The 25,744-nt window shown below is 67.0% G+C and carries 24 protein-coding genes and 1 pseudogene; 13 read left to right on the top strand and 12 right to left on the bottom strand.

Annotated elements, in window-relative coordinates:
• Positions 1 to 125 precede the first annotated feature (125 nt).
• Positions 126 to 767 (top strand): LysE family translocator, encoded by a 642-nt coding sequence (locus ACZ48C_RS14835; RefSeq protein ID WP_119259026.1) that lies wholly within the window; start codon positions 126 to 128, stop codon positions 765 to 767.
• Here the strand turns inward: ACZ48C_RS14835 and ACZ48C_RS14830 are convergent.
• Positions 764 to 2,152: a sensor histidine kinase gene (locus ACZ48C_RS14830; RefSeq protein ID WP_464781573.1), complete on the bottom strand. Its 1,389-nt coding sequence runs from the start codon at positions 2,150 to 2,152 to the stop codon at positions 764 to 766. The genes ACZ48C_RS14835 and ACZ48C_RS14830 overlap by 4 nt on opposite strands.
• Positions 2,149 to 2,823: a response regulator gene (locus ACZ48C_RS14825; protein ID WP_234187436.1), complete on the bottom strand. Its 675-nt coding sequence runs from the start codon at positions 2,821 to 2,823 to the stop codon at positions 2,149 to 2,151. Before ACZ48C_RS14825 ends, ACZ48C_RS14830 begins: the two co-directional genes overlap by 4 nt.
• A gap of 77 nt (positions 2,824 to 2,900) precedes the next feature.
• Here ACZ48C_RS14825 and ACZ48C_RS14820 point away from each other — a divergent pair, with 77 nt between their 5' ends.
• From ACZ48C_RS14820 to ACZ48C_RS14800, 5 genes are all read left to right on the top strand, one after another.
• Positions 2,901 to 3,968, top strand: coding sequence for an ABC transporter substrate-binding protein (locus ACZ48C_RS14820; RefSeq protein ID WP_464781572.1), 1,068 nt, complete (start codon positions 2,901 to 2,903; stop codon positions 3,966 to 3,968).
• Between the two features lie 210 nt (positions 3,969 to 4,178).
• A complete protein-coding gene (locus ACZ48C_RS14815) occupies positions 4,179 to 5,123 on the top strand; it encodes a Bug family tripartite tricarboxylate transporter substrate binding protein (protein ID WP_464781571.1) in 945 nt (314 codons plus the stop codon).
• Positions 5,120 to 5,608: a tripartite tricarboxylate transporter TctB family protein gene (locus ACZ48C_RS14810; protein ID WP_424549497.1), complete on the top strand. Its 489-nt coding sequence runs from the start codon at positions 5,120 to 5,122 to the stop codon at positions 5,606 to 5,608. The genes ACZ48C_RS14815 and ACZ48C_RS14810 overlap by 4 nt, the downstream gene beginning before the upstream one ends.
• Before the next feature lie 10 nt (positions 5,609 to 5,618).
• The gene (locus ACZ48C_RS14805) at positions 5,619 to 7,136 is read left to right on the top strand and encodes a tripartite tricarboxylate transporter permease (RefSeq protein ID WP_119259020.1); all 1,518 of its coding nucleotides are present in this window, start codon (positions 5,619 to 5,621) and stop codon (positions 7,134 to 7,136) included.
• A 153-nt stretch (positions 7,137 to 7,289) separates the two neighbouring features.
• Positions 7,290 to 7,454, top strand: a complete 165-nt coding sequence (locus ACZ48C_RS14800; RefSeq protein ID WP_162911546.1) for a hypothetical protein — start codon at positions 7,290 to 7,292, stop codon at positions 7,452 to 7,454.
• A 126-nt stretch (positions 7,455 to 7,580) separates the two neighbouring features.
• Here ACZ48C_RS14800 and ACZ48C_RS14795 read toward each other — a convergent pair whose 3' ends face one another.
• Positions 7,581 to 8,687: a DUF475 domain-containing protein gene (locus tag ACZ48C_RS14795; RefSeq protein WP_464781570.1), complete on the bottom strand. Its 1,107-nt coding sequence runs from the start codon at positions 8,685 to 8,687 to the stop codon at positions 7,581 to 7,583.
• A gap of 378 nt (positions 8,688 to 9,065) precedes the next feature.
• Between ACZ48C_RS14795 and ACZ48C_RS14790 the strand changes: the two genes are divergently transcribed.
• From ACZ48C_RS14790 to ACZ48C_RS14775, 4 genes are all read left to right on the top strand, one after another.
• Entirely contained in the window at positions 9,066 to 11,126 is a 2,061-nt protein-coding gene (locus ACZ48C_RS14790; RefSeq protein ID WP_464781569.1) for a M3 family metallopeptidase, read from the top strand.
• A 313-nt stretch (positions 11,127 to 11,439) separates the two neighbouring features.
• On the top strand, positions 11,440 to 13,002 hold the full coding sequence (locus ACZ48C_RS14785) for an alkaline phosphatase D family protein (protein ID WP_464781568.1): 1,563 nt from the start codon (positions 11,440 to 11,442) through the stop codon (positions 13,000 to 13,002).
• A 116-nt stretch (positions 13,003 to 13,118) separates the two neighbouring features.
• Complete coding sequence (gene typA / locus ACZ48C_RS14780; protein ID WP_119259016.1) at positions 13,119 to 14,945, top strand: translational GTPase TypA; 1,827 nt, start codon at positions 13,119 to 13,121, stop codon at positions 14,943 to 14,945.
• A gap of 205 nt (positions 14,946 to 15,150) precedes the next feature.
• The gene (locus ACZ48C_RS14775) at positions 15,151 to 15,657 is read left to right on the top strand and encodes a GNAT family N-acetyltransferase (RefSeq protein ID WP_119259015.1); all 507 of its coding nucleotides are present in this window, start codon (positions 15,151 to 15,153) and stop codon (positions 15,655 to 15,657) included.
• A gap of 24 nt (positions 15,658 to 15,681) precedes the next feature.
• On the opposite strand, the gene ACZ48C_RS14770 is transcribed toward ACZ48C_RS14775, so the two are convergent.
• Positions 15,682 to 16,302 (bottom strand): hypothetical protein, encoded by a 621-nt coding sequence (locus tag ACZ48C_RS14770; RefSeq protein WP_464781567.1) that lies wholly within the window; start codon positions 16,300 to 16,302, stop codon positions 15,682 to 15,684.
• Between the two features lie 135 nt (positions 16,303 to 16,437).
• On the opposite strand from ACZ48C_RS14770, the gene ppa reads away from it, so the two are divergent.
• Positions 16,438 to 16,971: an inorganic diphosphatase gene (gene ppa / locus ACZ48C_RS14765; protein ID WP_119259013.1), complete on the top strand. Its 534-nt coding sequence runs from the start codon at positions 16,438 to 16,440 to the stop codon at positions 16,969 to 16,971.
• A 3-nt stretch (positions 16,972 to 16,974) separates the two neighbouring features.
• On the opposite strand, the pseudogene ACZ48C_RS14760 reads toward ppa, so the two are convergent.
• From ACZ48C_RS14760 to hemC, 8 genes and pseudogenes are all read right to left on the bottom strand, one after another.
• A pseudogene (locus ACZ48C_RS14760) lies at positions 16,975 to 17,288 on the bottom strand (DUF167 domain-containing protein).
• On the bottom strand, positions 17,285 to 17,575 hold the full coding sequence (locus tag ACZ48C_RS14755; protein WP_119259011.1) for a YggT family protein: 291 nt from the start codon (positions 17,573 to 17,575) through the stop codon (positions 17,285 to 17,287). Before ACZ48C_RS14755 ends, ACZ48C_RS14760 begins: the two are co-directional and overlap by 4 nt.
• A 144-nt stretch (positions 17,576 to 17,719) precedes the next feature.
• Positions 17,720 to 18,436, bottom strand: coding sequence for a glutamine amidotransferase (locus ACZ48C_RS14750; RefSeq protein ID WP_464781566.1), 717 nt, complete (start codon positions 18,434 to 18,436; stop codon positions 17,720 to 17,722).
• Positions 18,437 to 18,439: 3 nt separating this feature from the next.
• Complete coding sequence (locus ACZ48C_RS14745) at positions 18,440 to 18,922, bottom strand: tellurite resistance TerB family protein (protein ID WP_318910187.1); 483 nt, start codon at positions 18,920 to 18,922, stop codon at positions 18,440 to 18,442.
• Positions 18,923 to 18,946: 24 nt separating this feature from the next.
• The gene (locus ACZ48C_RS14740; RefSeq protein ID WP_464781565.1) at positions 18,947 to 20,578 is read right to left on the bottom strand and encodes a heme biosynthesis HemY N-terminal domain-containing protein; all 1,632 of its coding nucleotides are present in this window, start codon (positions 20,576 to 20,578) and stop codon (positions 18,947 to 18,949) included.
• 12 nt (positions 20,579 to 20,590) lie between these two features.
• A complete protein-coding gene (locus ACZ48C_RS14735) occupies positions 20,591 to 21,838 on the bottom strand; it encodes a COG4223 family protein (RefSeq protein ID WP_464781564.1) in 1,248 nt (415 codons plus the stop codon).
• 97 nt (positions 21,839 to 21,935) lie between these two features.
• A complete protein-coding gene (locus ACZ48C_RS14730) occupies positions 21,936 to 22,661 on the bottom strand; it encodes a uroporphyrinogen-III synthase (protein WP_464781563.1) in 726 nt (241 codons plus the stop codon).
• Positions 22,662 to 22,663: 2 nt separating this feature from the next.
• Positions 22,664 to 23,593: a hydroxymethylbilane synthase gene (hemC, locus tag ACZ48C_RS14725; protein WP_464781562.1), complete on the bottom strand. Its 930-nt coding sequence runs from the start codon at positions 23,591 to 23,593 to the stop codon at positions 22,664 to 22,666.
• A 73-nt stretch (positions 23,594 to 23,666) separates the two neighbouring features.
• On the opposite strand from hemC, the gene tsaD reads away from it, so the two are divergent.
• Together tsaD and ACZ48C_RS14715 are read left to right on the top strand one after the other, a co-directional pair.
• A complete protein-coding gene (tsaD, locus tag ACZ48C_RS14720; RefSeq protein WP_464781561.1) occupies positions 23,667 to 24,761 on the top strand; it encodes a tRNA (adenosine(37)-N6)-threonylcarbamoyltransferase complex transferase subunit TsaD in 1,095 nt (364 codons plus the stop codon).
• A complete protein-coding gene (locus ACZ48C_RS14715) occupies positions 24,758 to 25,744 on the top strand; it encodes an NAD(P)H-dependent glycerol-3-phosphate dehydrogenase (RefSeq protein ID WP_318910182.1) in 987 nt (328 codons plus the stop codon). The genes tsaD and ACZ48C_RS14715 overlap by 4 nt, the downstream gene beginning before the upstream one ends.

Below are 25,744 nucleotides of genomic sequence, written 5' to 3'. Positions count from 1 at the left end.
ATGGACAACCGCCGAGCTGCGGCGGCAATGCATGGCTGCCCTGCACGGTGAAAAAATGCCCGCCGACCCACCTTGACGAAAGCCGTGCGGCAGACTGAAATGCTTGAAATTCGAGGGAATTCCTGATGACCGGTTCCATGCTATTCGGCGCCTTCATGGCTGCCCTGCTCTATGTGCTCATCCCCGGGCCGGCGTTCCTCGCGCTGCTCGGCATCGGCGCAGGGCAGGGACGCAAGGCAGGCGCGCTCTTCCTCGGCGGCCATCTTGCCGGCGACATGGTCTGGTCCAGCCTCGCACTCGTCGCCATCGTCGGGGCGAAGACCATCGGCACCACGGTCTTTGACGTGCTCGGGCTCTTCTGCGGCTTCTATCTCGCCTGGCTCGGCTGGTCGGCGCTGCGGGCGAGCAAGCGCTCGGACGGCGCGTCGATGCTGACGGTCGAGCGGCCGCTGCGTCGTGGCCTGATCTTCGGTCTCACCAATCCCAAGGGCTATCCCGTGGCGCTCGCGACCTTCACGGCGCTGCTCGCCAGTTCCTCGAACGCGCTGGACTTCCAGGCGCTGCCGCTCCTCCTCAGCGCCTCGCTCGTCGGCTTCCTGCTGGCGGACGGCGTTCTCGTCGTGATCATCGGCGCGAGCCTGGTGCGCCGGTTCTACCGCCGTCACGAGCTTGCCATCGTGCGCATGTCGGGCCTGCTCTTCATGGGCTTTGCCGTGCAGGCCATCTGGCACGCCGCGCCCGGCCTTCTCGGCTGGCGCAAGCCTTAACCGGCCGCCGGGAAGCGGATCGCCACGCGAAGCCCGCGGCCGGCCGGGCCGCTCTCCAGTGACATTGCCGCATCGAACAGCGCGGCGATCTCCTCGACAATCGGCAGGCCGAGGCCCATGCCGGGCGCATCGCGATGTTCGCCGCGCGCGAACCGCTGGCGCGCGAGCGTGCGGCGCTCCGGCGGGATGCCGGGGCCGTTGTCCTCGACCGTGAGGCACACCGCATCCCTTCCCTGCCGCACGCTCACCGTCACCTCCGCGCCGCGGCCGGCATAGGCGATGGCGTTCTCCACGAGGTTGCGCAGCAATTCGCCGAACAGCAGCGGCTCGACGCGGGCGAAGGCCGGGCCGTCGCCTTCGTAGCCGAGGTCGATGCCGGCCTCGGCGGCGGCGGGCACGCGGTCGGCGGTGAGCTGCTGGGCGAGGGCGGCGATGTCGACGGCGGCGAGCGTCTGCGGTTCGTTGGAGCCGGCGGCGTCGATCTTCGCCATCAGCAGGAGCTGGGCGAGGATGCGCTCGGCATGGGCGACGGCGGCGTCCCCCTTGCGCGCGGCCTCCTGCGCCTCCTCCAGCGTCGCCGCGCGGCCTGCCAGCGCGAGCTGGGTGCGGATGATGGCGAGCGGCGTGCGGAGCTGGTGGCTGGCATTGCCGGAGAAGTGGCGCAGTGCGTCGAGCGCCGATTGCAGGCGCACCATGAAGGAGTTGACCGTGTCGACGAGGCCCTGCACCTCGCTCGGCGCGCGTTGCTCGATGGGGTGCAGGTCGTTCGGGCTGCGCTCGGCGATGGCGTCGCCGAGCCGATAGAGCGGGCGCAGCGATACCGTGACGGCGATCCAGACGATGGCGGCGGCGCCTGCGATCATCATGGCAAGGCGCAGCGCCGAGCGCAGGAGGATCGTCTGCGTCAGCTGGCGGCGGGCGATGGTGGTTTCGGCGACGGTCACGGCGAAGGGCACGGAATTGATGCCGGTGGAGGCGGAGCGCTGGAGCACGGCGATGCGGATCGGCTCGCCGCGGAAGGTCGCATCCGCAAAACCGATCGACCGGCCGCCCATCTCGGCGATGGTCGGCAGGGTCTGGTAGCCGGTGATGAAGCGGCCGGGCGGGCCGTCGACGCGGTAGAAGACGCGGTCCTGCGCGGCCGAGGTCAGCATTTCCAGCGCGACATAGGGGATATCGACCTCCAGCGCGCCGTTTTCCGTCACCACGACGCGCTCGGCGATGGCGAGCGCCGAGCCGGCGAGCACCCGGTCGGAGACGTTGTTCGCCGTCGTCACCGCCTCGTTATAGGTGTCGACGAGGGCGACGACGCCGATCACCGCCGTCGAGACGAGCAGCCAGAGGAGGAGGCGGCGGCGAAGGGAGGCGGCGGGAAGGAGCGTCAAGCGGCCGCCGCCTTGTCGAGATAGTAGCCGATGCCGCGGGCGGTGCGCACGGTGAGGCCGTGAGGGGCGAGGCGCTTCCTGAGCCGGCTGACATATTGCTCGATGGCATTGGCCGACAGGTCGTCGTCGAAGGCGGCGAGCGACTGCATGATGGCTTCCTTGGCGACCACCTTGCCGGCGCGCATGAAGAGGATTTCGAGAAGGCCGAGTTCGCGGGCGGGAATGTCGAGCGGCACGCCCTCCGCCGAGAAGGTGCGGGAATTGAGGTCGAGCGCGATGCCGCCGAAGGCGATGGCGGAGGAGCGCAGCCCCGCCTGCCGGCGCAGCAGCATGCGCACGCGCGCCTCGAATTCGGAGATGTCGAACGGCTTGATCATGTAGTCGTCGGCGCCGAGATCGAGGCCGCGCACCCGCTCTTCCGGCGCGCCGCGCGCTGTCAGGATCAACACGGCCGCCTTGCTGGAGCGGGCGCGCATGGCGCGCAGCACGTCGAGCCCGTCCATTTCCGGCAGCGTCAGATCGAGGATGACGAGGTCGAAATTCTCCGACGCGATGGCTGCGTCGGCCGAAGCGCCGTCGCGCACCACGTCCACCGCATGGCCGGTGCCCTTGAGGATGGCGGAAAGGCCGTCCGCCAGGGCTTCGTTGTCCTCGACCAGTAGAATGCGCACGTCTTCGTCCTCCCAGGGCGAATTTAGCGGCGGCGGGCGCTCTTGTGAACGGGCGTCTGCTTTGGCAAGGTCATGCGATGCGTCTTGTCCTCACCCTTCTTGCGCTTCTGGCGGCCACTTCGCCCGTTCTTGCCGAGCCGGCCTTCTTCGCGGCGCGCGACGGCAATGCGGACGCGCCCGTCCTCGTCGTCTATTCCTCGCTCGATGAGCCGCTCGCCCGGCCGATGATCGATGGCTTCCAGAAGGCCAATCCGGACGTGGCGGTGCGCTACGAGGAGATGCTGACCGGCGAGGTGCATGACCGCATCGTCAGCGAGACGGATGCCGGGCGGAAGACCGCCGACTTCGCCTTCTCTTCGGCGATGGACCTGCAAGTCAAGCTCAGCAATGACGGCTACGCGCAGCGCAGCGACCTGCCGATGAGCGACCGTTGGCCCCAATGGGCCAACTGGCGCAACACCGCCTATGCGCTGACCTTCGAGCCCGCCGTCTTCGTCTATCACAAGCCGAGCTTCAAGGGCGGCAGGCCGCCGGCCTCGCGTGCCGAGTTCGTCGACTACCTCAAGCGGCAGGGCGAGAAGGTCTATGGCCGCATCGGCACCTACGACATCGAGCGCTCCGGCGTCGGCTTCCTCTTCATGGCGCGCGACCAGGAGCAGTTCGGCGATATCTGGACTGTGATCCAAGCGATGGGCGCGGCGGGCGTGAAGCTCTATTCGACCAGTTCGGCGATCCTGGAGCGCGTCGCCGACGGGCGCTTCGTGCTCGGCTACAACATCCTCGGCTCCTATGCGGCGGACTGGGCCTCGCGGCACCCGGATGTCGGGATCGTGCTGCCGAAGGACTATACCGTCGTCATGTCGCGCATCGGGCTGGTGCCGCAGGCTGCCGCCTCGCCGGAGCTTGGCCGGCGCTATCTCGCCTTCTTCATGTCGAAGGAGGGGCAGGAGATCCTGTCGCGCGAATTGCAGATCGCTGCCGTCAGCCCCGAGGTCTCGGGCTCCAACACGGCGCGCACGATGAACGCGCTGCTCGGCGCACAGCTGAAGCCGGTGCCGGTCAGCCCCGGCCTCATGGTCTATCTCGACCAGGTCAAGCGCGCCCGGCTGATCGCGCGCTGGAACGAGGTCCTGCGCAACCAGTAGCCGGCCGTTCCGCCGCCATGTCAGGTAAATGACAGCTTTCTGTGGTCGCTTGGGGGTCTTCATCGTCCGTGGAGGCGGACGGAAGACCGGGAGGAGAATTCTGCCACAGCCGTGCTCGCCGAAAGGCGGCTCGCGTCGTCATGGCGGCTCTGTCCTCCCGCCACAGGCAACGATGCGCGGGTGAGCCCGCGCCTGACGGAGGACAGACCCTTGAAACATTTCTTCCTGGCATCCCTGATCGCCGGCGCCATGGCGCTTCCGGCCTTCGCCGCGGATTATTCGATCATCGCGCCCGCCGGCCCCGGCGGCGGCTGGGACCAGACGGCCCGGTCGATCCAGACGGTTCTTCAGGACGAGAAGATCGCCGGCAGCGTGCAGGTGGTCAACGTTCCGGGCGCCGGCGGCACGATCGGCCTTGCCCAGTTCGCCAGCCAGAATTCCGGCAATCCGAACGCCCTCATCGTCGGCGGCTACGTGATGGTCGGCGCGATCCTCACCAACCAGTCGCCGGTCACCCTCAAGGACGTGACGCCTATCGCGCGGCTTACCGGTGAATACGAGGCGATCGTCGTTCCGGCCGCCTCGCCGATCCAGAACATGGAAGACCTCGTCAAGGCGCTGAAGGCCGATCCCGGCGCGGTCTCCTGGGCGGGCGGCTCGGCCGGCGGCACGGACCACATCACGGCCGGCCTCATCGCCAAGGCGGCGGGCGTCGACCCGACCAAGATCAACTATGTCGCCTATGCCGGCGGCGGCGAGGCGCTTGCCGCGATCCTCGGCAACCAGGTGACGGCGGGCATTTCCGGCTACGGCGAGTTCGAGGCCCAGGTAAAGGCCGGCACGCTGCGCCTGATCGCCATTTCCAGCGGCGAGCGCATCGAGGGCATCGACGCGCCGACCATCAAAGAAAGCGGCCTCGACGTCGTGGTCGAGAACTGGCGCATGATCGCCGCCGCGCCAGGCCTTTCGGACGAGCAAGTTGCCTCGATCAATGGTGACATCGAGAAGATGGCGACCTCCGCCTCCTGGAAGGACGTCCTGAAGACCAAGGGCTGGCAGGACACCTATCTCGCCGGCGATGCCTTCAAGGCGCAGCTCGACAAGGATGTCGCCGCGACGGAAAGCATCCTCAAGGATATCGGGCTCGTCAAATGAGCGAGGTTCCATCCTCCCGTGAAGCGCGCCGCCCCGACAGGGCGGCGCTGGTCATCGCTCCCGTCCTCTTCATCCTTGCCGGCATCATCTGGTGGGATGCGGGGCGGCTTGCGGAGATGACCAACTATTCGCGCATCGGCCCCGCGACGGTGCCGCATGTCATCGCCCTCGGGCTGGCGCTGCTCGCCGTCTGGACGGGCTTCGAGGCCTGGCGCGGCGATTTCCCGGAGCGCGAGCCCGTCGAGATCCAGCCGGTCGTCTGGATCGTCGCGGGGCTTGCCGGGCAGATGCTGCTGCTCAAGACGGCGGGCTTTTCCATCGCGACGGGCGTGCTGTTCGCGCTGACGGCCTTCGGCTTCGGCCGACGCAAGCTCTGGATCTCCCTGCCTCTCGGCATCGCCATCAGCTTCGTCGTCTTCATCATCTTCGGCCGCTTCCTGCAACTCTCGCTGCCCGCGGGACTGCTCGAGCACTTGTTCTTCTGAGGAGCTGACGATGGGTACATTCGAATTCCTGCTCCAGGGCCTCGTCGTCGCCGCCCAGCCGATGAACCTGCTCTATGCGCTGATCGGCGTCACGCTCGGCACGGCCGTCGGCGTGCTGCCGGGCATCGGGCCGGCGCTCACCGTGGCGCTGCTCCTGCCCGTCACCTACAAGCTCGATCCGGCGGGCTCGCTCATCATGTTCGCCGGCATCTATTACGGCGGCATGTATGGCGGCTCGACGACTTCGATCCTGCTCAACACGCCGGGCGAAAGCGCTTCCGTCGTCACCGCGCTCGAGGGCAACAAGATGGCCCGGGCCGGGCGCGGCGGGCCGGCGCTCGCCACAGCCGCCATCGGCTCCTTCGTCGCCGGCCTCATAGCCACGCTCGGCCTTGCCTTCATCGCGCCCTTCGTCGTGAAGTTCGCGCTCTCCTTCGGGCCGCGCGAATATTTCGCGCTGATGGTGCTCGCCTTCGTGACCGTCTCGGCCGCCTTCGGCGATTCGACGCTACGTGGCCTCACCGCCCTCTTCGTCGGCCTCGGCCTTGCCATTATCGGCATCGACCAGCAGACCGGCCAGGCGCGGCTTTCCTTCGGCGTTCCCGACCTTCTCGACGGCATCGAGGTGACGACGCTCGCCGTCGCCATGTTCGCCATCGGCGAGACGCTCTACGTCGCCTGCCAGGGCGACCGCATCCCCGAGAAGGTGGAGGCGGTGAAGGGCTCTGTCTGGATGAACGCGCAGGACTGGGCGCGCTCGTGGAAGCCGTGGCTGCGCGGCACCGTGATCGGCTTCCCGATCGGCGCGATGCCGGCTGGCGGCGCCGATATCGCCAGCTTCCTCTCCTATTCGGCGGAAAAGCAGTTCTCCGCCCACAAGGACGAGTTCGGCAAGGGCGCCATCGAGGGCGTGGCGGGGCCGGAGGCGGCCAACAACGCGTCGGCGGCCGGCACGCTTGTACCGCTGCTCTCGCTCGGCCTGCCGACGACGGCGACGGCGGCCATCATGCTCGCCGGCTTCCAGCAATACGGCCTCCAGCCGGGACCGCTGCTGTTCGCGACCAATCCGCAGCTCGTCTGGGGCCTCATCGCCAGCCTGCTCATCGCCAATTTCATGCTGCTGGTGCTGAACCTGCCGCTGATCGGCCTCTGGGTGAAGCTGCTGACGATCCCCAAGCCCTGGCTCTATGCCGGCATCCTGCTCTTCGCGACGCTCGGTACCATCGGCGCCAATCCGTCTGTCTTCGAACTCGGCATGCTGCTGGTCTTCGGTCTGCTGGGCTTTGCCATGCGGCTCTTCGGCTATCCGATCGCGCCTGTCGTGGTGGGGCTCATCCTCGGGCCGATGGCAGAGCAGCAGTTGCGCCGCGCGCTGGCCATCAGCCAGGGCGACGTGACGGTGCTTTTCATGTCGCCCATCGCCGCCGTGCTGTTCGGCCTCGCCTTCCTCGCCGTCATCGTCCCGCTTATCCTGCGGGCGCGCGGCAAGGGCGAAGTCCTTTCGCAGTTCGCCGCCAACGAAGACTGACGTTCTTCTTCGAAGAGCGGAAATATTGCAGGCCGGAAACCTCGTTTCCGGCCTGCATCCGTTGCATGGCTGGGCTGAGATTCCGTCGCTTGTACTTTCGGGCCTGAAGCATCATCTTCCATCCGTAAGCTAGAACAGAAAGCGAGCATTCCAATGACCACCCTCCGCAACTCCTTCGCCCAGGGCTTCTTCGGCCGGGCCTTCGCCGTACTGAGCGCTGCCCACGCAGCCGCCGCGGCCGTAGAGGGCCACCGCCGCCCGAAGGAACGCGACCTGAAGACCCTCGGCATCAACCCCGCCGACTTCCCGCGCGTCTGACGCGGGAGAGAAAATTTCCTGAATGAAAAGGCCCGCCGGTCGGAAGATCGGCGGGCCTTCTGTATTTGGGGCTGCGTTCGTCCTGGGAATAGTGAGCCGGCCGCTTTCGGCGGCCGGCCGCAGGCGTCAGGCGTTCTTGCCGAGGCCGTCCGCCACATGGTCGGCCTCGCGGCGTTCCAGCGCCTGTTCGCGCCGGTTGTAGCGGATCGAGGACCAGAGCGAGATGCCGATGAGCGTTGCGCCGCCGAGACCCGTGATGACCTCGGGGATGTGCACCAGCGTCTGGCAGTACATCACCACCGACAGGATCAGGATCGCGTAGAACGCGCCATGCTCCAGGTAGCGGTATTCGGCGAGCGTGCCCTTGTCGACGAGCATGATGGTCATCGAGCGTACATACATGGCGCCGATGCCGAGGCCGATGGCGATGACGAAGAGGTTCTGCGTCAGCGCGAAGGCGCCGATCACGCCGTCGAAGGAGAAGCTGGCATCGAGCACTTCGAGATAGATGAAGGCGCCGAGGCCGCCCTTGGCCGCTTCCGACATCGCCTTCTGCGAGGCATCGAGCAGGCCGCCGACGACTTCCACCGCAAGGAAGGTGAGAAGGCCGTAGATCGCGGCATGCACGAAGGTATTGGCCGCCTCGCCCTCCAGCAGGTTCGAGAAGATCAGGATCAGCGCGAGGACGAAGGCGATCTCGATGCCCTTGACGGTCGCCGAGCGCGCCATGTGCTTCTCGATGAAGCCGATCCAGTGCACGTCCTTCTCATGGTTGAAGAAGTAGGTGAGGCCGACCATCATCAGGAAGGTGCCGCCGAAGGCCGCGATGGGCAGGTGCGCATCGTTCATGATGCGGGCATATTCCGCCGGCTCCCGGGCCGCGAGGACCAGGGCGTCGATCGGGCCGATGCCGGCGGCGATGACGACGATCAGAAGCGGGAAGACGATGCGCATGCCGAAGACGGCGATCACGATGCCCCAGGTCAGGAACCGGTGCTGCCAGACCGGCGTCATGTCCTTGAGCTTGTTGGCGTTTACGATGGCATTGTCGAAGGAGAGCGAGATCTCCAGTACCGCGAGAACCGCGCAGATGAAGAAGACGGTCGCCATGCCGGAAAGCGTTCCGGTCGATTGCCAGCCGAGCCAGGCGCCGAGCGCAAGGCCGAGGGCGGTGACGATGAGCGCCCATTTGAGATAGGAAAGGGTGGATTTTCCTTCGCCGTTGCCGATCATGTCAGCGCCTCCGGGCTGGAGGTACGGGAGGTGAGATTGCGCATACCACGACGGGCATGCGGGTAAGGCATGGTCAGGATGTTCATGTGCGTATGAATCCGCCGGCTGATTGCTGGCGGTACCGACATCACGAGAGCGCCGTAAAAACTCTCGCCAGAGGGGCCCGGCACCAGGGTTCACCGCGGCAACCGATGTCAAAAAGGCCGCGGGTCGGGATTGTTGTCTCCGAAGTCGCCGTCCGCGTCAAGTGGCAGGGTGCCGCACCGGCCTGAACGCGGCTGCGCGCATCCGGTTCCCTAATTTGCGACGGTGCCCTGTACCAAGGGGCATGTCCGTTCCTATATTCGCCGCACGGTGATTTGCTGGAAAGGACGACCCATGACCGAAACGCGCATCGATCCTGCTCTTGTCGAGTGGAGCGGCCCGGGCGGCTTGCCGCGTTTCGACCTCGTCAGGGACGAGGCCTTCGCGGAAAGCTTCGATGCGGCGCTGGCGGCGCACGAAGCGGAGATCGACGCCATCGCCAACGATCCGGAAGCCCCCACCTTCGAGAACACCGTCGTCGCGCTGGAGATCGCCGGCGATGCGCTGTCGCGCGTCTCGGCACTCTTCTGGAGCCGCGCCGGGGCCAATACCAACGACACGATCCAGGCCCTGGAACGCGACATCGCGCCGAAAATGTCGCGGCATTATTCGAAGATCGGCACCAATGCCGCGCTCTTCAAGCGCATCGATGCGCTGTGGGAGAGCCGCGCCGGGCTGAATCTCTCGCTGGAGCAGGTGCGCGTGCTGGAACGGCACTGGAAGGGCTTCCTGAAATCGGGCGCCAAGCTCGAAAAATCCGGGCAGGAACGGCTTTCGGCGATCAACGAGACGCTCGCCGGCCTCGGCGCGAAATTCGGCCAGAACGTGCTCGCCGACGAGAAGAACTGGGCGCTTGTCCTCGACGAGGGCGAGGCGCTCGATGGTCTGCCGGACTTCTTGAAGGATGCCATGGCGGCGGCGGCGCGCGAGCGCGGCGAGGATGGGCGCTACGCCGTCACCCTGTCGCGCTCGATCATCGAGCCGTTCCTCACCTTCTCCGCCCGCCGCGACCTGCGCGAGCAGGCGTTCCGGGCCTGGGTGGCGCGCGGCGAGAATGCAGGCGAGACGGACAATCGCGGCATCGTCAAGGAAACGCTGGCGCTCAGGGCCGAAAAGGCCGGGCTGCTCGGCTACGGGAACTTCGCGGCCCTGAAGCTCGACAACACCATGGCCAAGACGCCGGAGGCGGTGAACGGGCTCCTGATGCAGGTCTGGGAAAAGGCCGTGGCGCGGGCGCGCGAGGAGGAGGCGGAGCTTGCCGCGCTGATCGCCGAGGAAGGCCGCAACCACGAGGTCATGCCCTGGGACTGGCGCTACTATGCGGAAAAGCTGCGCGCGAAAAAATTCAATTTCTCCGAGGCGGAGCTGAAGCCCTATCTCCAGCTCGAAAAGGTCATCGAGGCCTGCTTCGACGTTGCAGAGCGGCTCTTCGGCATCCGCGCCATCGAGCAGAAGGGCGTGCCGGTCTATCATCCCGATGTGCGGGTCTTCGAGATCCGAGACCGGGAGGACAGGCTGGTCGCCATGTTCCTCGGCGATTATTTCGCCCGCTCCTCCAAGCGTTCCGGCGCATGGATGAGCTCCTACCAGAGCCAGCATCGCCTGCCGCTGCCGAACGGCGCTGTCGGGGAACTGCCGATCATCTACAATGTCTGCAATTTCGCCAAGCCCGCGGAAGGCAAGCCCGCGCTGCTGTCGCTCGACGATGCGCGCACGCTCTTCCACGAATTCGGCCATGCGCTGCACGGCATGCTCTCCAACGTCACCTATCCCTCCGTCTCGGGCACCGGCGTCTCGCGCGATTTCGTGGAGCTGCCGTCGCAGCTCTACGAGCACTGGCTGACGGTGCCGGAAGTGCTGACACGCTATGCCGTACATTACCGGACGGGCGAGGCGATGCCGCAGGCGCTGCTCGACAAGGTGCTGGCCGCCCGCACCTTCAATTCGGGCTTCGCGACGGTGGAGTTCACCTCCTCGGCGCTGGTCGACATGGCGTTCCATACGCGCGGCCCCGTCGAGGACCCGATGGCGGTGCAGGCGGAGGTGCTGGAAAAGATCGGCCTGCCGGCGTCCATCGTCATGCGTCACGCGACGCCGCATTTCCAGCATGTCTTCTCGGGCGACGGCTATTCGGCCGGCTACTATTCCTACATGTGGTCGGAAGTGCTCGACGCCGATGCCTTTTCCGCCTTCACGGAAACGGGCGACGCCTTCAATCCGGTCATGGCGGAGCGGCTGAAGACCTACATCTACTCCGTCGGCGGCTCAGTCGACCCGGAGGACGCCTACAAGGCCTTCCGCGGCAAGCTGCCGAGCCCGGAGGCCATGCTGGAGAAGAAGGGGCTGGCGGCCTGAGCCGGCGCCTGGCGCTCGCTCTGCCTTACACGACTTCTGCCGTGACCGTGCCTCCACACCGACGTCATCCTCGGGCTTGGCCCGAGGATCCGCGGCGGCACCCGAGCATGGATGGTCGGGTCAGGCCCGGCTATGACGAAGCAGAGGGGGGAGCGGGCTGCGGATAGGCCGGATAGAGCGCGGCACCATGAACGCGCCCCTCGTCATCCTCCCGTCACCAAAGCTTGGGTGAAACGTCATCGTCCCGTTACCGGACTGACATGCCGGAGACTCATGGTCTGCCCGTCTTTTCGCGGGCTGGGCCGGAGGTGGCATGGCGATCGTTCCCGAGGCGCTGACGCGGCGCTCGTTTCTGCTGACGGCGGGCGCCGGCGCGCTGGCCACGTCCTCGGCGCTGGCGGTTCCCTATTATGCGCGGCGCCATGGCAGCCCGGCCTTCTCGCATGGCGTCCAGTCCGGCGACGTGGATTGCTCATCGGGCGTCGTCTGGGCGCGGGTCGACCGGCCGGCGGAGGTGACGCTGGAATATGCGACCACCGACAGTTTCATCGATGCGATGCGGGTGCCGCTGCAAACGGCGACGGCGGCCTCGGACAATACGGTCAAGGCGATGCTGCAGGGGCTGCTGCCGGATCAGGACATCTTCTACCGCTTCACGGCGGGCGATCCCTATTCCAGCCATCTCGTCTCCGAGCCCATCGTCGGGCGCTTCCGCACCGCGCCGATGCGCAAGCGGTCGGTGCGCTTCGTCTGGTCGGGCGATACGGCGGGGCAGGGCTGGGGCATCGACGATGTCGGCATGAAGACCTATTCGACCATGCTGCGCCACGAGCCGGATTTCTTCATCCATTCGGGCGACACGGTCTATGCCGATGGGCCGATCCCGGACGAGATCAGGCTGCGCGACGGCGGAATCTGGAAGAATCGCATCGTCACCGACGAGAAGCGCAACGTGGCGCGCACGCTGGAGGAATTCCGCGGACAGTGGAAATACAATCTCCTCGACGACCACCTGCTTTCCTTCAACAGGGAATGCCCGACCTTCTTCCAGTGGGACGACCATGAGGTTCTGAACAACTGGTCGGCATCGAGCGATCTTTCGGGCGACCGGCGCTACCCGGAAAAGGACATCAAGGTCTACGAGGCGCGTGCGCGGCGCGCCTTTCACGAGATGACGCCGATCCGCTATCTGCCCGGCGAGCCCGGGCGCATCTTCCGCAAGGTCGCCTACGGGCCGCTGCTCGACGTGTTCTTCGTGGACCTGCGCTCCTATCGCGGCCCCAACCGGGGCGGCACCGAGAACGACCTGTTCGGCCCGCGGCAGGCCGCGTGGCTGCGCCGCGAGCTTGCGGCCTCCCGTGCCGTCTGGAAGGTGATCGCCTGCGACATGCCGCTCGGCCTCGTCATCTGGGACGACTATGCCAATCGCCTGGGCTATGAGGGCGTGGCGGACGGGTCCGACGGCCCGCCGACGGCGCGCGAGCGGGAGATCGCCGACCTCCTCTCCTTCATGCGCGACAATGCGATCCACAATGTCGTCTGGCTGACGGCGGACGTGCATTATACGGCCGCCCACCGCTACGACCCCTCGCGGGCGAAGTTCCAGGCGTTCGATCCGTTCTGGGAGTTCGTTTCCGGGCCGCTGCATTCCGGCACCTACGGGCCGCATCCGCTCGACATGACCTTCGGGCCGGAGGTGCGCTTCATCAAGTCCTCCGCCGGCGGCGCCGACAGCAACCTGCCGCCCTCCGCCGGCCTGCAATTCTTCGGCCTCGTCGACATCAGCGGAGCGAGCGAGGAGATGACCGTGCGGCTGATGGACCGGGAGGACCGGGAGCTCTGGCGCGTGGTGCTGCCGCCGGTCCGCTCGTCGTGAGGCAACAGAGTTGCGGCCCGCCCCTTTCGCATTTGCGGAAAAACATGTATGAGCCCGGCCATTGAAGACGGCGCCCTCGTTTTGCGCGCGCCCCTGAACCTCAGAGATTACAACCTATGTCCATCCGCAATATCGCGATCATCGCGCACGTCGACCATGGCAAGACAACGCTCGTCGACGAGCTTCTCAAGCAGTCCGGCTCGTTCCGTGAAAACCAGCGCGTCGCCGAACGCGTCATGGACTCCAACGATATCGAAAAAGAGCGCGGCATCACCATCCTCGCCAAGGCCACTTCGGTCGAATGGAAGGGCGTGCGCATCAACATCGTCGACACGCCCGGCCACGCCGACTTCGGCGGCGAAGTGGAGCGCATCCTCTCGATGGTGGACGGCGCCATCGTTCTCGTCGATTCGTCGGAAGGCCCGATGCCGCAGACCAAGTTCGTGGTCGGCAAGGCGCTCAAGGTCGGCTTGAAGCCGATCGTCGCCATCAACAAGATCGACCGCCCGGACGGCCGCCACGAGGAAGTGCTGAACGAGGTCTTCGACCTCTTCGCCAATCTCGACGCCACCGACGAGCAACTCGACTTCCCGATCCTGTACGGTTCGGGCCGCAACGGCTGGATGAACGTCAACCCGCACGGCCCGCAGGACGAAGGCATGGCCCCGCTGCTCGACCTCGTGCTCAAGCACGTTCCCGAGCCGCAGGTTGCCGAAGGCCCGTTCCGCATGATCGGCACGATCCTCGAAGCCAACCCCTTCCTCGGCCGCATCATCACCGGCCGCATCCATTCCGGTTCGATCAAGCCGAACCAGTCCGTCAAGGTTCTCGGCCAGGACGGCCAGCTTATCGAAAGCGGCCGTATCTCGAAGATCCTCGCCTTCCGCGGCATCGAGCGCACGGCCATCGAAGAAGCCCATGCGGGTGACATCGTCGCCATCGCCGGCCTCACCAAGGGCACCGTCGCCGACACGTTCTGCGACCCGTCGGTATCCGAGGCTCTCAAGGCCCAGCCGATCGACCCGCCGACCGTTACCATGTCCTTCATCGTCAACGATTCGCCGCTCGCCGGCACGGAAGGTGACAAGGTCACGAGCCGCGTCATCCGCGATCGTCTCTTCAAGGAAGCCGAAGGCAACGTTGCGCTCAAGATCGAGGAATCGGGCGACAAGGATTCGTTCTTCGTCTCCGGCCGCGGCGAACTTCAGCTCGCCGTTCTCATTGAGACCATGCGCCGCGAGGGCTTCGAGCTTGCCGTGTCGCGTCCGCGCGTCGTCATGCACAAGGACGAGGACGGCCAGCTTCTGGAGCCGATCGAGGAAGTCGTCATCGACGTCGACGAGGAGCATTCCGGCGTCGTCGTGCAGAAGATGTCCGAGCGCAAGGCCGAGATGGTCGAACTGCGTCCCTCGGGCGGCAATCGCGTCCGCCTCGTCTTCTTCGCGCCGACCCGCGGCCTCATCGGCTACCAGTCGGAACTGCTGACGGATACGCGCGGCACGGCGATCATGAACCGCCTGTTCCACGACTACCAGCCCTACAAGGGCGAGATCGGCGGCCGCGTCAACGGCGTGCTGCTCTCCAACGAAGCGGGCGAAGCCGTGGCCTACGCGCTCTTCAACCTGGAAGACCGCGGCCCGATGGTCATCGACGCGGGCGAGAAGGTCTATATGGGCATGATCGTCGGCATCCACACGCGCGACAACGACCTTGAGGTCAACGTGCTCAAGGGCAAGAAGCTCACCAACATCCGCGCCGCCGGCAAGGACGAAGCCGTCCGCCTGACGCCGCCGATCAAGATGACGCTGGAGCGCGCGCTGTCCTGGATCCAGGACGACGAGCTCGTCGAGGTCACGCCGAAGTCGATCCGCCTGCGCAAGCTGCATCTCGACCCGAACGACCGCAAGCGATTCGAAAAGCAGCGGGCCGCCGGCGCCGCCTGAGTCGTACGGCTCCCGAAACGGAACAGATCGAACCCCGGCCATCGGCCGGGGTTTTTCATGTGTGTGTCATCGTTTTACGGCTTGTGACGTTTGTTAAAAAAGCGTTAACTTTTCGGTGCGCCGCCCGGAACTCGCCTGTGGGCAAAGCAGGTCTTCGCCGCTCGCGGGATTCCTGTGGAATCGGTGCCGGAATATGAGTCGTGTTATGAAGACACTGTCGATCGATGTGCGGCGCGCCGAACCGCTTGATGCGCGTGCGATATCCGAAACGCATCGGGTGTCGTGGCTGCAGGCCTATGCGGGCCTCATCCCGCACAAGCCGCTCAACCAGATGGTCGACCGCCGGGACGAGACCTGGTGGCGCAAGGCGACGCGCGGTCCCGCGACGCTGCTGGTGGTCGATGTCGCCGGCACGGTGGCCGGCTATGCCACGCTCGGCCTCAACCGCGCTCGCGCGCTGCCGCAGGAAGGCGAAATCTACGAAATCTACCTGCGTCCCGAATACCAGGGCATCGGTCTCGGCCGGCTGCTTTTCGGCGAGGCGCGGCGGCTGCTGAAATCGCTCGGCTGCAACGGCATGATCGTCTGGTGCCTGGAGGACAGCGAGCATGCTTATCGCTTCTTCCGCTCCTCCGGTGGAAGCGACATCGCCGAGGGCATGGAGAGCTTCGGCGACAAGGAACTGAAGAAGATCGGTTTCGTCTGGTCCTGATGGCCAGCGGTCTTGCCGGAATGCCTATTTCCCGGTGTCTTCCGGCAAATAGCGCATCGGGTCTCCCGCCAGGCTTCCCCGCTTTCCGAGCCATTGCGGCTCGTCCTTGCCACAGGTGAAGCCGCTTGCCTTCGTATCGGCGATTTCGCGGGCGAGGGTATTGGCATCCCTGTTCTCCAGCGCATCGACATAGCCGACGACGCAGCTCGTTGGGTCCTGCGCCGTCGCCACCGTCGAGACGACGAGGACTTGGCCGTAGCGCGTCTTGATGTCGGACGTCGTTTCCGGATCGGACACGAACCAGCGCACGATGGTCGCCACCGGGGCGCCCTTGCCGTCGAGCCGCCATTCGATCTTCGCGTTGCTGTGGTTGAAGGGGCCGAAGCTCTCGAAGGCTTCGTCGAGCCAGGCCTTCGATATCGGGCCGTAGGACTGGCTCTGCCGGAGGTCGCCTTCCTTGAAATAGACGGCGAGGTTCCTGTAGCCGTCGCATTGCAGCGTCACGCTCGCGCCCTCCTCTTCCTGCGAGAGCGTCTTGCAGGCGTCGAGGTTCCGCTCGGTATAGGCGCTCTCGTTCGCCCGGGCGGGCGCGGCGGCCGCAAGGGCGGCGAGGCTGGCGATGAAAAGGCAGCGGCTCGGGTGCATTGGTCATCCTCCGGTCAAGATGAAGACGGCATATGCCGCCGGTCTATTCGGGTGAGGCGAAAGTCATGTTGCGCTGCAACGGGATTCGCATTAGGAAACCCGCAAACCAACCCATTGCCTTTCAAGGGGACCCCCATGCGTATCGATGCGATTTCCGTTGGCAAGAACCCGCCGGACGACGTGAACGTCATTGTCGAGGTGCCGGTCGGCGGCCATCCGATCAAGTACGAAATGGACAAGGAAGCCGGCGCCCTCGTCGTCGACCGCTTCCTCTACACGCCGATGACATATCCGGGCAATTACGGCTTCGTGCCGCACACGCTCTCGGAAGACGGCGACCCGATCGACGTGCTGATCGCCAACACCCGTCCGCTCGTTCCGGGCTGTGTCATCAATGTGCGCCCGATCGGCGTCATGGTCATGGAAGACGACGGCGGCAAGGACGAGAAGATCATCGCCGTGCCGGTGCCGAAGCTGACGCGCCGCTACGACAAGGTCGAGAACTACACCGACCTGCCGGAGATCACCCTCAAGCAGATCGAGCACTTCTTCGAGCACTACAAGGACCTGGAGCCCGGCAAGTGGGTGAAGATCGCCGGCTGGCAGGACGTCACCGTCGCCAAGAGGATGATCCTCGAAGCCGTCGAGCGCTACAACAAATCCAAGTAAGGTTTAGCGCGGCACCGCGCTTTCGAGCCTTGAAACGATATCCTCCGGGTCGCCCTCGATCCGGAGGATTTTCTTTCTCTGGGTATCGCCGGAAACGAGGCTGACGGCGGACTTGGCGACGCCTGCCGCCTTGGCGATGAGCACGATCAGCGCCTTGTTGGCCTTGCCCTTGTCGGCGGATCGCTGACGCGGGCCTTCAGGTGGCCCTCGCCGTCGGCGCCGGTTTCCCATCCGTCCATGGCATCGCGCCCGCCGTTCGGCGTCAGCCGGACGGTCAGGCGCACATGGTCGCTGTGGCGGCTCAGCGCCGCCGTCACAGGATCGCGGGCGCCAGAACGGTGCGGACGATCTGTTCCAGGAAGAACAGGATGACGAGCACGACGAGCGGCGACAGGTCGACGCCGCCGAAATTGGGCAGGACGCGGCGGATCGGCCGGTAGATCGGCTCGGTCAGCTGGTAGAGCGAGCGGCCGATGGTGGCGATCACCTGATTGTTCGCGTTGATGACGTTGAAGGCGTAGAGCCAGGAGAAGATCGCCGAGGCGATCACCAGGAACCACGCGATATTGATGATGAACAATAGGGTGTTGATGACCGCTATCATTGACGTCTCCGATTGGTTTCGTGCTGACATGTAGCCATTGCGGCTTGCGCCAGCAAGGCCGCGCATAGGACGGGGCGGCAACATGTTTAATGCGCGGCGACCTGCGCGGGCACAAAGCCTGCCGGCTCCCCCGCGGAATGGCCTTCATGCCTCGTGGAAAATGCGGTCGAGGAAGGATGCCATCCAGTGCCGTAGCGCCGCGTCGTGCAGCAGGCGACCGTCGAGATGGAGGCTGCCGACCTGCGCGCCGGGCAGGTCGAAGCGATGCGCCCCGCGCACCACCCAGCGATGCATCATGGCGAGCGTCAATTCGCCGTGGAACTGGATGCCCCAGGCATTGTCGCCGTAGCGGAAGGCCTGGTTCTCGTAATGGTGGCCGGTGGCGAGCAGGGTGGCGCCGGCGGGAAGGTCGAAGCCCTCGCGGTGGAACTGGTAGACCATGCTCGGCCAGGCCATCAGCGCCGTGCCGGCTTTCGTCGCCTTCAGGGGATACCAGCCGATCTCCGTCCAGCCGTCCGCATGGCCCGAGACCGTGCCGCCGAGGTTCTTCACCAGCATCTGCGCGCCGAGGCAGATGCCGAGGAAGGGGCGGTTCTCCCTGAGCGGCACCGAGAGCCAGTCGATCTCCCGGCGCACATAGGGCTCGGCGTCATTGGCGCTCATCGGACCGCCGAAGACGACGGCGCCGGCATGGTGGGCAAGCGTCTCCGGCAGCGGATCGCCGAGCACCGGGCGGCGGATATCCAGCGCATGGCCCATTCGCTGCAGGATCTGGCCGACGCGGCCGGGGCTGGAGCTTTCCTGGTGCAGCACGACGAGGATGGGCCGCTTCAGGGGGTGTGCGCTGGAGAGATCGGGCATGGTTCAGCCTTCATCCGGCTCCTCGTGCTTCGCCGCGCCGTGCCGCCCGGCCACTTCCTGCCGCTTCATGATGCGCTCGCGGCCGGAAACGCCGAGAAGGTCGGCGATGCGCCAGATGGCGTGATCCTCCATCTCGCTGCGCTCGCCGTCGGCATAGACGATCTCCCAGAGGAGGCCGATGAGGGCGACGCGCTGCTCTTCCGAAAGCTGGCGCTTCAGTTCCGAGGTGAAGTGGAAGAAGTCGATCGCCTCGCTCTCGGCATCGGCGCCGGCGGCGGCGAGCGCGTCGAGCTCGGCCTCGTCCACGCCGTAGAACGCCTTGAAGTGGGCGCGCAGCGCCTTCTTCTCGACGGCCAGCACCTTGCCGTCGGCTTCCATGACCTGGATGCAGAGCGCCATGACGGCGACCCGCGGATCGTCGGCGGCGAAGGCGCGCTTGCCGTCGCCGGAAAGGCTCGCAAGAAAATGCTGCAAGCGTTCGAACATCGATTTAAGCCCCGTTTCCCGTACTCAGAACAATCGGAAACCGCTGGTGCCGTCGCGCCTGGCGACCGCGCCTTCCTTGACGCCCGGATCGTCCGGCAGGCCGTAGAAGGGGCGTTCCTCTTCCATGCCGCCGACCGTCTCGACTTGTGTTTTCTCTGGCGTCTTCTCGGGTGCCTTCTCCGGCGTCACGGTCCTGACCGGTGCGGGTTCGGCGACCGCGGCCACAACGACCGGCCTTGCCGTTTCGGTCTTCTCGACCCTTTCCCCCGGCTCGATCCGGGCGGGCTTCGCCTCGATAGCGAGCGGCGGCAGGGTGCGGATGGCCTCGTCGACCGCATCGGCCGAGCCTTCCTCGACCGGCCCCTGCAATTCGCTGACCGGCGTCTTCCATTCGAAGGCGTCGAGGCGGCCGGTGACGGGCGAGACGGCGCGCCATTCCGGCGCGGTGATGCCGTCGGCGGTCCAGGCCGGATCGCGCGGGGCCTTCAGCGCCTGGTTCATCCAGTGGCGGATGCGGCCCTGGTCGCCGGTCTCGGCATCCTCGATATCGGCCAGCAGCAGGAAGGCGCTTTCGCGCGGGGAAAGGCGGGCGGCGGCTTCGGCCTTGGCGCGGGCGCGGGTAAAGTCGCGGGCCTCCAGCGCGGCCTCGGCGACGGCATAGAGCGCCTCGGCATTGTTCGGCCGCATCGCCTCCAGCTTTTCCGCCCGCTTCAACCGATCCGTCGCCGAATCGCCACTGCGGGCGCGGACATAGAGCCGCGCGACGTCGCCATGCGCCGTCGCCTTCCAGAGCCTTTCGAGGATGGAGGCGGCCTTGCGAAGATTGTCCTCGCGCAGATACGCCTTGGCCTCGATGAGGCCGGCGGGCACGAAATTCTCGTCGAGCTTCAGCGCCTGATGGGCATCCTCGCGGGCGCCCTTCGGGTCGGCGTCGAGCTTTGCCGCGGCGCGGGCGGTGAGGAGCACGGCCTTGCGGCGGGCATGGGTCTTCTTCTCTTCCGCCGAGCCGGAGCGGCCGTCGCCGAGGAGTTTCAGCGCCTCGTCCCAGTCGCCGGCCTCGGAGCGGTATTCGAGGGCCGCTTCCGTCGCCCAGGGAAGCTGCGGGGCCTTTTCGGCGGCGCGTTCGGCATATTGCCGGGCCGCCTCGTTGGCGCCGAGGCGGCGGGCCTCGAGATAGAGGCCGCGCAGGCCGAGTTCGCGCGTTTCCGGATCGTCGGCCATCAGCTCGAATTTCTTGCGGGCGTCGTCATAGCGCCCCTCGATCATCGCCGCCTGCGCTTCCAGCAGGTGGATGAGCGGTTCCTGGTCGGCGCTGAGAAGGCCCTTGGTGCGGCCCAGCATCTTGCGGGCATTGGCGGCGTCGCCGGCGCCGGCGGCGATCAGGCCGGTCGACAGGGCCTGATAGCCCCGGTCGCGCTTGCGGGCGCGGAAATAGCGCTGGATGGAATGCGGCGAGGTCCAGACGACGCGCACCAGCCACCAGCAGAACATGACGGCGGCGACCAGCGAGACGACGAGCGTCGCGGCCACCATCAGGCTCATGTCGGCGCGCTGGCCCTGCCAGATGATGGAAAGCTCGCCCGGACGGTCGGCGAGCCAGGCAAAGCCCGCGGCAAGCGCAAGGACGAAGAGGATGAAGACCAGAATGCGAAACATGAAGCCTTCTCCTCAGCCCTGGTTGCCGGTGGCGGTGGTCTGGCCGTTGAGGGCGCCGGAAACGGCGGCGCCGATCAGGTCCTCGACGCTGACGCGTGCATCCAGCTTGCGCTTGTAGTCCGCCGCCGCTGCCTTGCCCGGCTCCGGCAGGGTCTGCCATTCGATCGCGGCGCCCTTGAAGTCGCCGTTCTGCAGCTTGTTCTCGATGCGGGCGACGACGGCCTCGGGCGTGTCGCCCTCGATGCTGCCGACCGGGCGCACGCGGATCGCCGAGGCGGCGCTCGACATCAGGCGGTTGAAGATGCCCTGGTCGCCTTCCGGCTGGTGCACGGCATCGAGGATGGCGTCCGCCGTCGGCTGGAAGTCGCGCACGAGATCGGCGCGCGAGGGCACGCCGACGGCCGCATGTTCGCGCAGGCCCGCGATGGACGGATCGTCCGGCGCGACGCTGGCGAAGGCCTCCAGCTCGGCAAGGTAGGGGCCACCACGGTCGATGGCGGTCTTCAGTGCGCTTGCCGCGACGGCGCGCGCCATGGCGACGTCGCTGCGCGGCTCATCGATCTTCTGCTCGGCGGCGGCGATGCGCTCCGTCAGCTGGGTCTCGGTAGTGCTGACCGCCTCCGTCGTGCGGGTGACGGCCTCGCGGAGAGTGGCGAGCTCGGTCGTGAGCCGGCTAACATCGCCTTCCAGCTTGCTCACGGCTTTCGGATCTGCGCCGGGCGTGACGTCGGTCGCGCCGGCCGATTTTTCGAGGGCGGCGAGGCGAGCTTCGAGCGGCTGGAGATCGCCGGGGCTTGCGGCGGTGCTTTCGGCAAGCCGTGCCTTCAGCGCCTCGACCTCGTTGGAAAGCGAGGCGACGGCGCCGTTGTCGCCGGACGTTTCCGGGCCGAGCGACGGCAGGTAGCCGCCATATTGCAGGCTGCCGGCGCCGATGAGGGCGATCAGGCCGCCGAGGATGCCGGCGGCAAGCGGGCCGGCATTGCCGCGCTGGCGGGGCGGCGGCGTTTCGGCGCGGGCGGGTTCCTCATAGGTGGCGCGGGCGGGCTCGATCGGCTCCGCCCTGTCCTCGACGGGATCGGCGGCAGCCGCTGCGGTTTCGTTGTCTGCTGCTTCGGCATTTTCCGGCACGGATGCCTCGGCCTCGGCCGTCTCCTCGGCGGCAGGCGCCTCGTTGTCGACGGCGGCGGGAGCGGCTTCGAGATCGATCGTCACGGGCTCGTCGCCGGCCTTCTTACGACGGGACGGGGTTTCCGGTTCCATGGCGGCCTCCTCGCATTCATGTGCATTGCACTCAAGGTAGACAGGGATGGCAGGGAGGGAAAGACCCTTGCGGCAATTTCACCGCCACGGCCTGCATTTAGAGCAGCGCGAAGAGGCTTTCCTCGCTCGGCGCCCGGGCGATGGCGACGCGGGCCGGAAAGCCTTGCGGCACGGCCGCCGCGACATTGGCGCTCATGCAGAGGAGGCGCAGGGCGGCAAAGCGCGCCGGCGCTTCGGCAAGGGGGGCGAGGGCGAAGAAAGCGCGGGCGCTTTCCCGCGAATAGAGCAGCACGGCATCGGGCACCGGATGCAGCAGGGCGGCCTCCACCGCCTCGCGGGCGGGGGCGAGCGGCAGCATGCGGTAGCCTTCCACGGTGCGGAACGGAATGCCGGCCGCCGCCAGCCGGGCCTCGAAACCCGGGCCGCGCGGATTGCCGGCGAGATAGAGGAGGAGATGCGGCAGCGGCCCCTTCGCGCGGACATGGGCCGCGATCACTTCGGCAAGGCTTTCGCCGTCGCCACCTGCGCTGATGACATTGGTGAAACCGCTCTGGCGCATGGCCTGTGCGGTTGCTTCCCCGACGGCGAAGACGGTGGTGTCCCGATGCGAGGCGGGGGCGCCGCCGAGCCTTTCGAACAGGCGGGCCATTTCCGCGCTGGTGACGGCGATGGCTCCATGGGGCTGCGCCAGGGCGGCCTTCACGGCATCGACGGCATGCTCGGCCTTCGAGAGCGGCAGGCGCACGGCCTCGTGTCCGAGCGCCGCGAGCCGCTCGGCGGTGCGTGCCGCCGCAGGCTCGGGGCGAAGGACGAGGACGCGCATGGTCAGGTCCAGCTTTCGAAAAAGTCCGCTCCCGCCATGGCGCGGATGTCCTCGCCCGCCTTTTCGCCGAGGGCGGCGGCATCGGCGGCCGGGCCGCTCGTCTCAATCTCGTGGAAGCGGCTGCCGTCCGGTGTCAGGATCGTGCCGCGGAAGCGCAGGTGATCGCCCTCGACGGTGGCATAGCCGGCGATGGGCGTGCGACAGGAGCCGTCGAGCGTTGCGAGGAAGCCGCGCTCGCAGGCGACGGCCGCATGGGTCGGGCGGTCGTCGATGGCGGACAGCAGGCCGTTCACCCGGTCGTCGCCGATGCGGCTCTCGACGCAGATCGCGCCCTGCGCCGGGGCCGGCGGGAAGGTGACGGGATCGAGGATCTCCGTCGGCACGTCGAGCTTGCCGAGGCGTTTCAGGCCGGCATAGGCGAGCAGCGTCGCATCGGCCTTTCCTTCGGCGAGCTTGCCGAGGCGGGTATCCACCTGGCCGCGGAAGACGATGACGTTGAGGTCCGGCCGAAGGCGGCGGATGAGCGCCTGGCGGCGCAGCGAGGCTGAGCCGACGGTCGCGCCCTGCGGCAGGTCGAGGAGGCGCTTTGCCGCGCGGCCGATGAAGGCGTCGCGGATGTCCTCGCGCGGCAGGAAGGCCGAGAGGTGCAGGCCTTCCGGCAGCTTCGTCGGCATGTCCTTGGAGGAGTGCACGGCAAGGTCCAGTTCGCCGGAGGAAAGCTGCGCTTCGATCTCCTCGGTGAACAGGCCCTTGCCACCGATCAGCGCCAGCGAGCGGTCGGTGATGCGGTCGCCGGTGGTCGAGAGCACGACGATCTCGAACATCGCCTCCGGCAGGCCGTGCGCCGCCATCAGGCGCAAGCGGGTCTCGTAGGCCTGGGCGAGCGCCAGCGGGCTGCCACGGGTGCCGATCCTGAAAGGTTTTGTTTGCATCCGCCTTGATCCATTGTTACCGGGATGTCTCGTAACCGGCTTTAGAGCCGCCCGCAATCGATCCTAGTGCTTCATGTCGCCCCACCTGACCATTCTCGGCATCGAAACGAGCTGCGACGAGACCGCCGCGTCCGTCGTCGCGCGCGATGCCGACGGACGGGGCGAAATCCTCGGCGAGGTCGTGCTCAGCCAGCTGGAAGAGCACAGCGCCTATGGCGGCGTGGTGCCCGAGATCGCGGCGCGCGCCCATGTCGAGGCGCTGGACAGCCTGATCTCCGAGGCGCTTTTGCGCGCCGGCCGCTCCCTTGACGATGTCGACGCCATCGCCGCGACGAGCGGGCCGGGGCTGATCGGCGGGCTCATCGTCGGGCTGATGACCGGCAAGGCGATCGCGCGGGCGACCGGCAAGCCGCTCTATGCGGTCAACCATCTGGAAGGCCATGCGCTGACGGCGCGGCTGACGGACGGGCTTTCCTTCCCCTATCTCATGCTGCTGGTTTCCGGCGGCCATACCCAGCTCGTGCTGGTGCGCGGCGTCGACGATTACGAGCGCTGGGGCACGACCATCGACGACGCGCTCGGCGAAGCCTTCGACAAGACGGCCAAGCTCCTCGGCCTGCCCTATCCCGGCGGCCCTGCGGTGGAGCGCATAGCGAAGACGGGCAATCCCGAACGCTTCACCTTCCCGCGCCCGCTCGTCGGCGAGGCGCGGCTCGATTTCTCCTTCTCCGGCCTCAAGACGGCGGTGCGCCAGGCGGCGCAGTCCATCGAGCCGGTGACGGACCAGGATATCGCCGATATCTGCGCCTCCTTCCAGCGCGCCGTCTCGCGCACCTTGAAGGATCGCATCGGCCGCGGACTGGAGCGGTTCCGTGCGCTTTATCCCGATGCCGAGACGCCGGCGCTCGTCGTTGCCGGCGGCGTGGCGGCGAATGCGGAGCTGCGCGCGACGTTGCAGGCGCTCTGCGACAAGAACAGGTTCCGCTTCATCGCGCCGCCGCTGGCGCTTTGCACCGACAATGCCTCGATGATCGCCTGGGCCGGGCTGGAGCGCATGGCGGCCGGCTTTGCGCCGGACAACCTTGCCGTCGCGCCGCGCTCGCGCTGGCCGCTCGACCGCGATGCGGCGACGGTTCTCGGATCGGGCAAGCGGGGAGCCAAGGCATGAGCGTCAGCCGCAAGATCGCCGTGGTCGGCGCGGGCGCCTTCGGCACGGCGCTGGCAAGCGTGGCGGCCGCCAGCGGCGGCGACGTCACGCTGATCGGCCGCGACGCGGTTTCCATCGAGGCCATGCAGGCCACCCGCCGTAATGAAAAGGCGCTGCCGGGCATCGAGCTGCCGGCGGCGCTGGCCTATAGCGCGGATGCGGAAGCCATGCGCGGCGCCGGCATCGTGCTCTTCGCCATGCCCTCGCAGGCGCAGCGCGCGGCCGCGCGGTCGCTGGCGCCGCTTCTTGCGCCGGGCACGGCCGTCGTCATCTGCGCCAAGGGCATGGAGAAGGGCACCGGCCGTCTCCTGACCGAGGTGCTGGAAGAGGAATTGCCCGGCCGCGAGATCGCGGTGCTCTCCGGCCCCGGCTTTGCCGCCGATATCGCGAAAGGCCTGCCGACGGCGATGGTGATCGCCGCGCGCACGGCGGAGATCGGGGCCGCGCTGGCGCAGGCGCTCTCCGGGCCGACCTTCCGGCTCTATCCCTCGACGGACCGCATCGGCGTGCAGCTCGGCGGTGCACTCAAGAATGTGCTGGCGATTGCCTGCGGCATCATCGAGGGCGCCGAGCTCGGCGATTCCGCCCGGGCGGCGCTGATTTCGCGCGGGCTTGCCGAGCTTTCCCGTTTCGTCGAGGCGCATGGCGGGGAGGGCATCACGGTGACGGGGCTTTCCGGCCTCGGCGACCTCGTCCTCACCGGCACCAGCCATCAGTCGCGCAACCTGCGCTTCGGCATCGCGCTCGGTCGGCACGGCAATGCCGCCGGCTGGTCCGGCGATCTGGTGGAAGGCGCTTTCGCCGCCTCGGTCGCCTCTGTCGTCGCCGCCGAAAAGGGCATCGATATGCCGATCACCGACGCCGTCGCCCGCATCGTCGACGGCACGCTCGACGTGAAGACCGCCATCGGGCAGCTCATGACGCGCCCCATCACCCAGGAATAA

It is taken from the genome of Shinella sp. 1A1, from assembly GCF_055379515.1.
The sequence above is the reverse complement of the archived record's forward strand: the minus strand, read 5'-3'. Positions and strand labels throughout refer to the sequence as shown.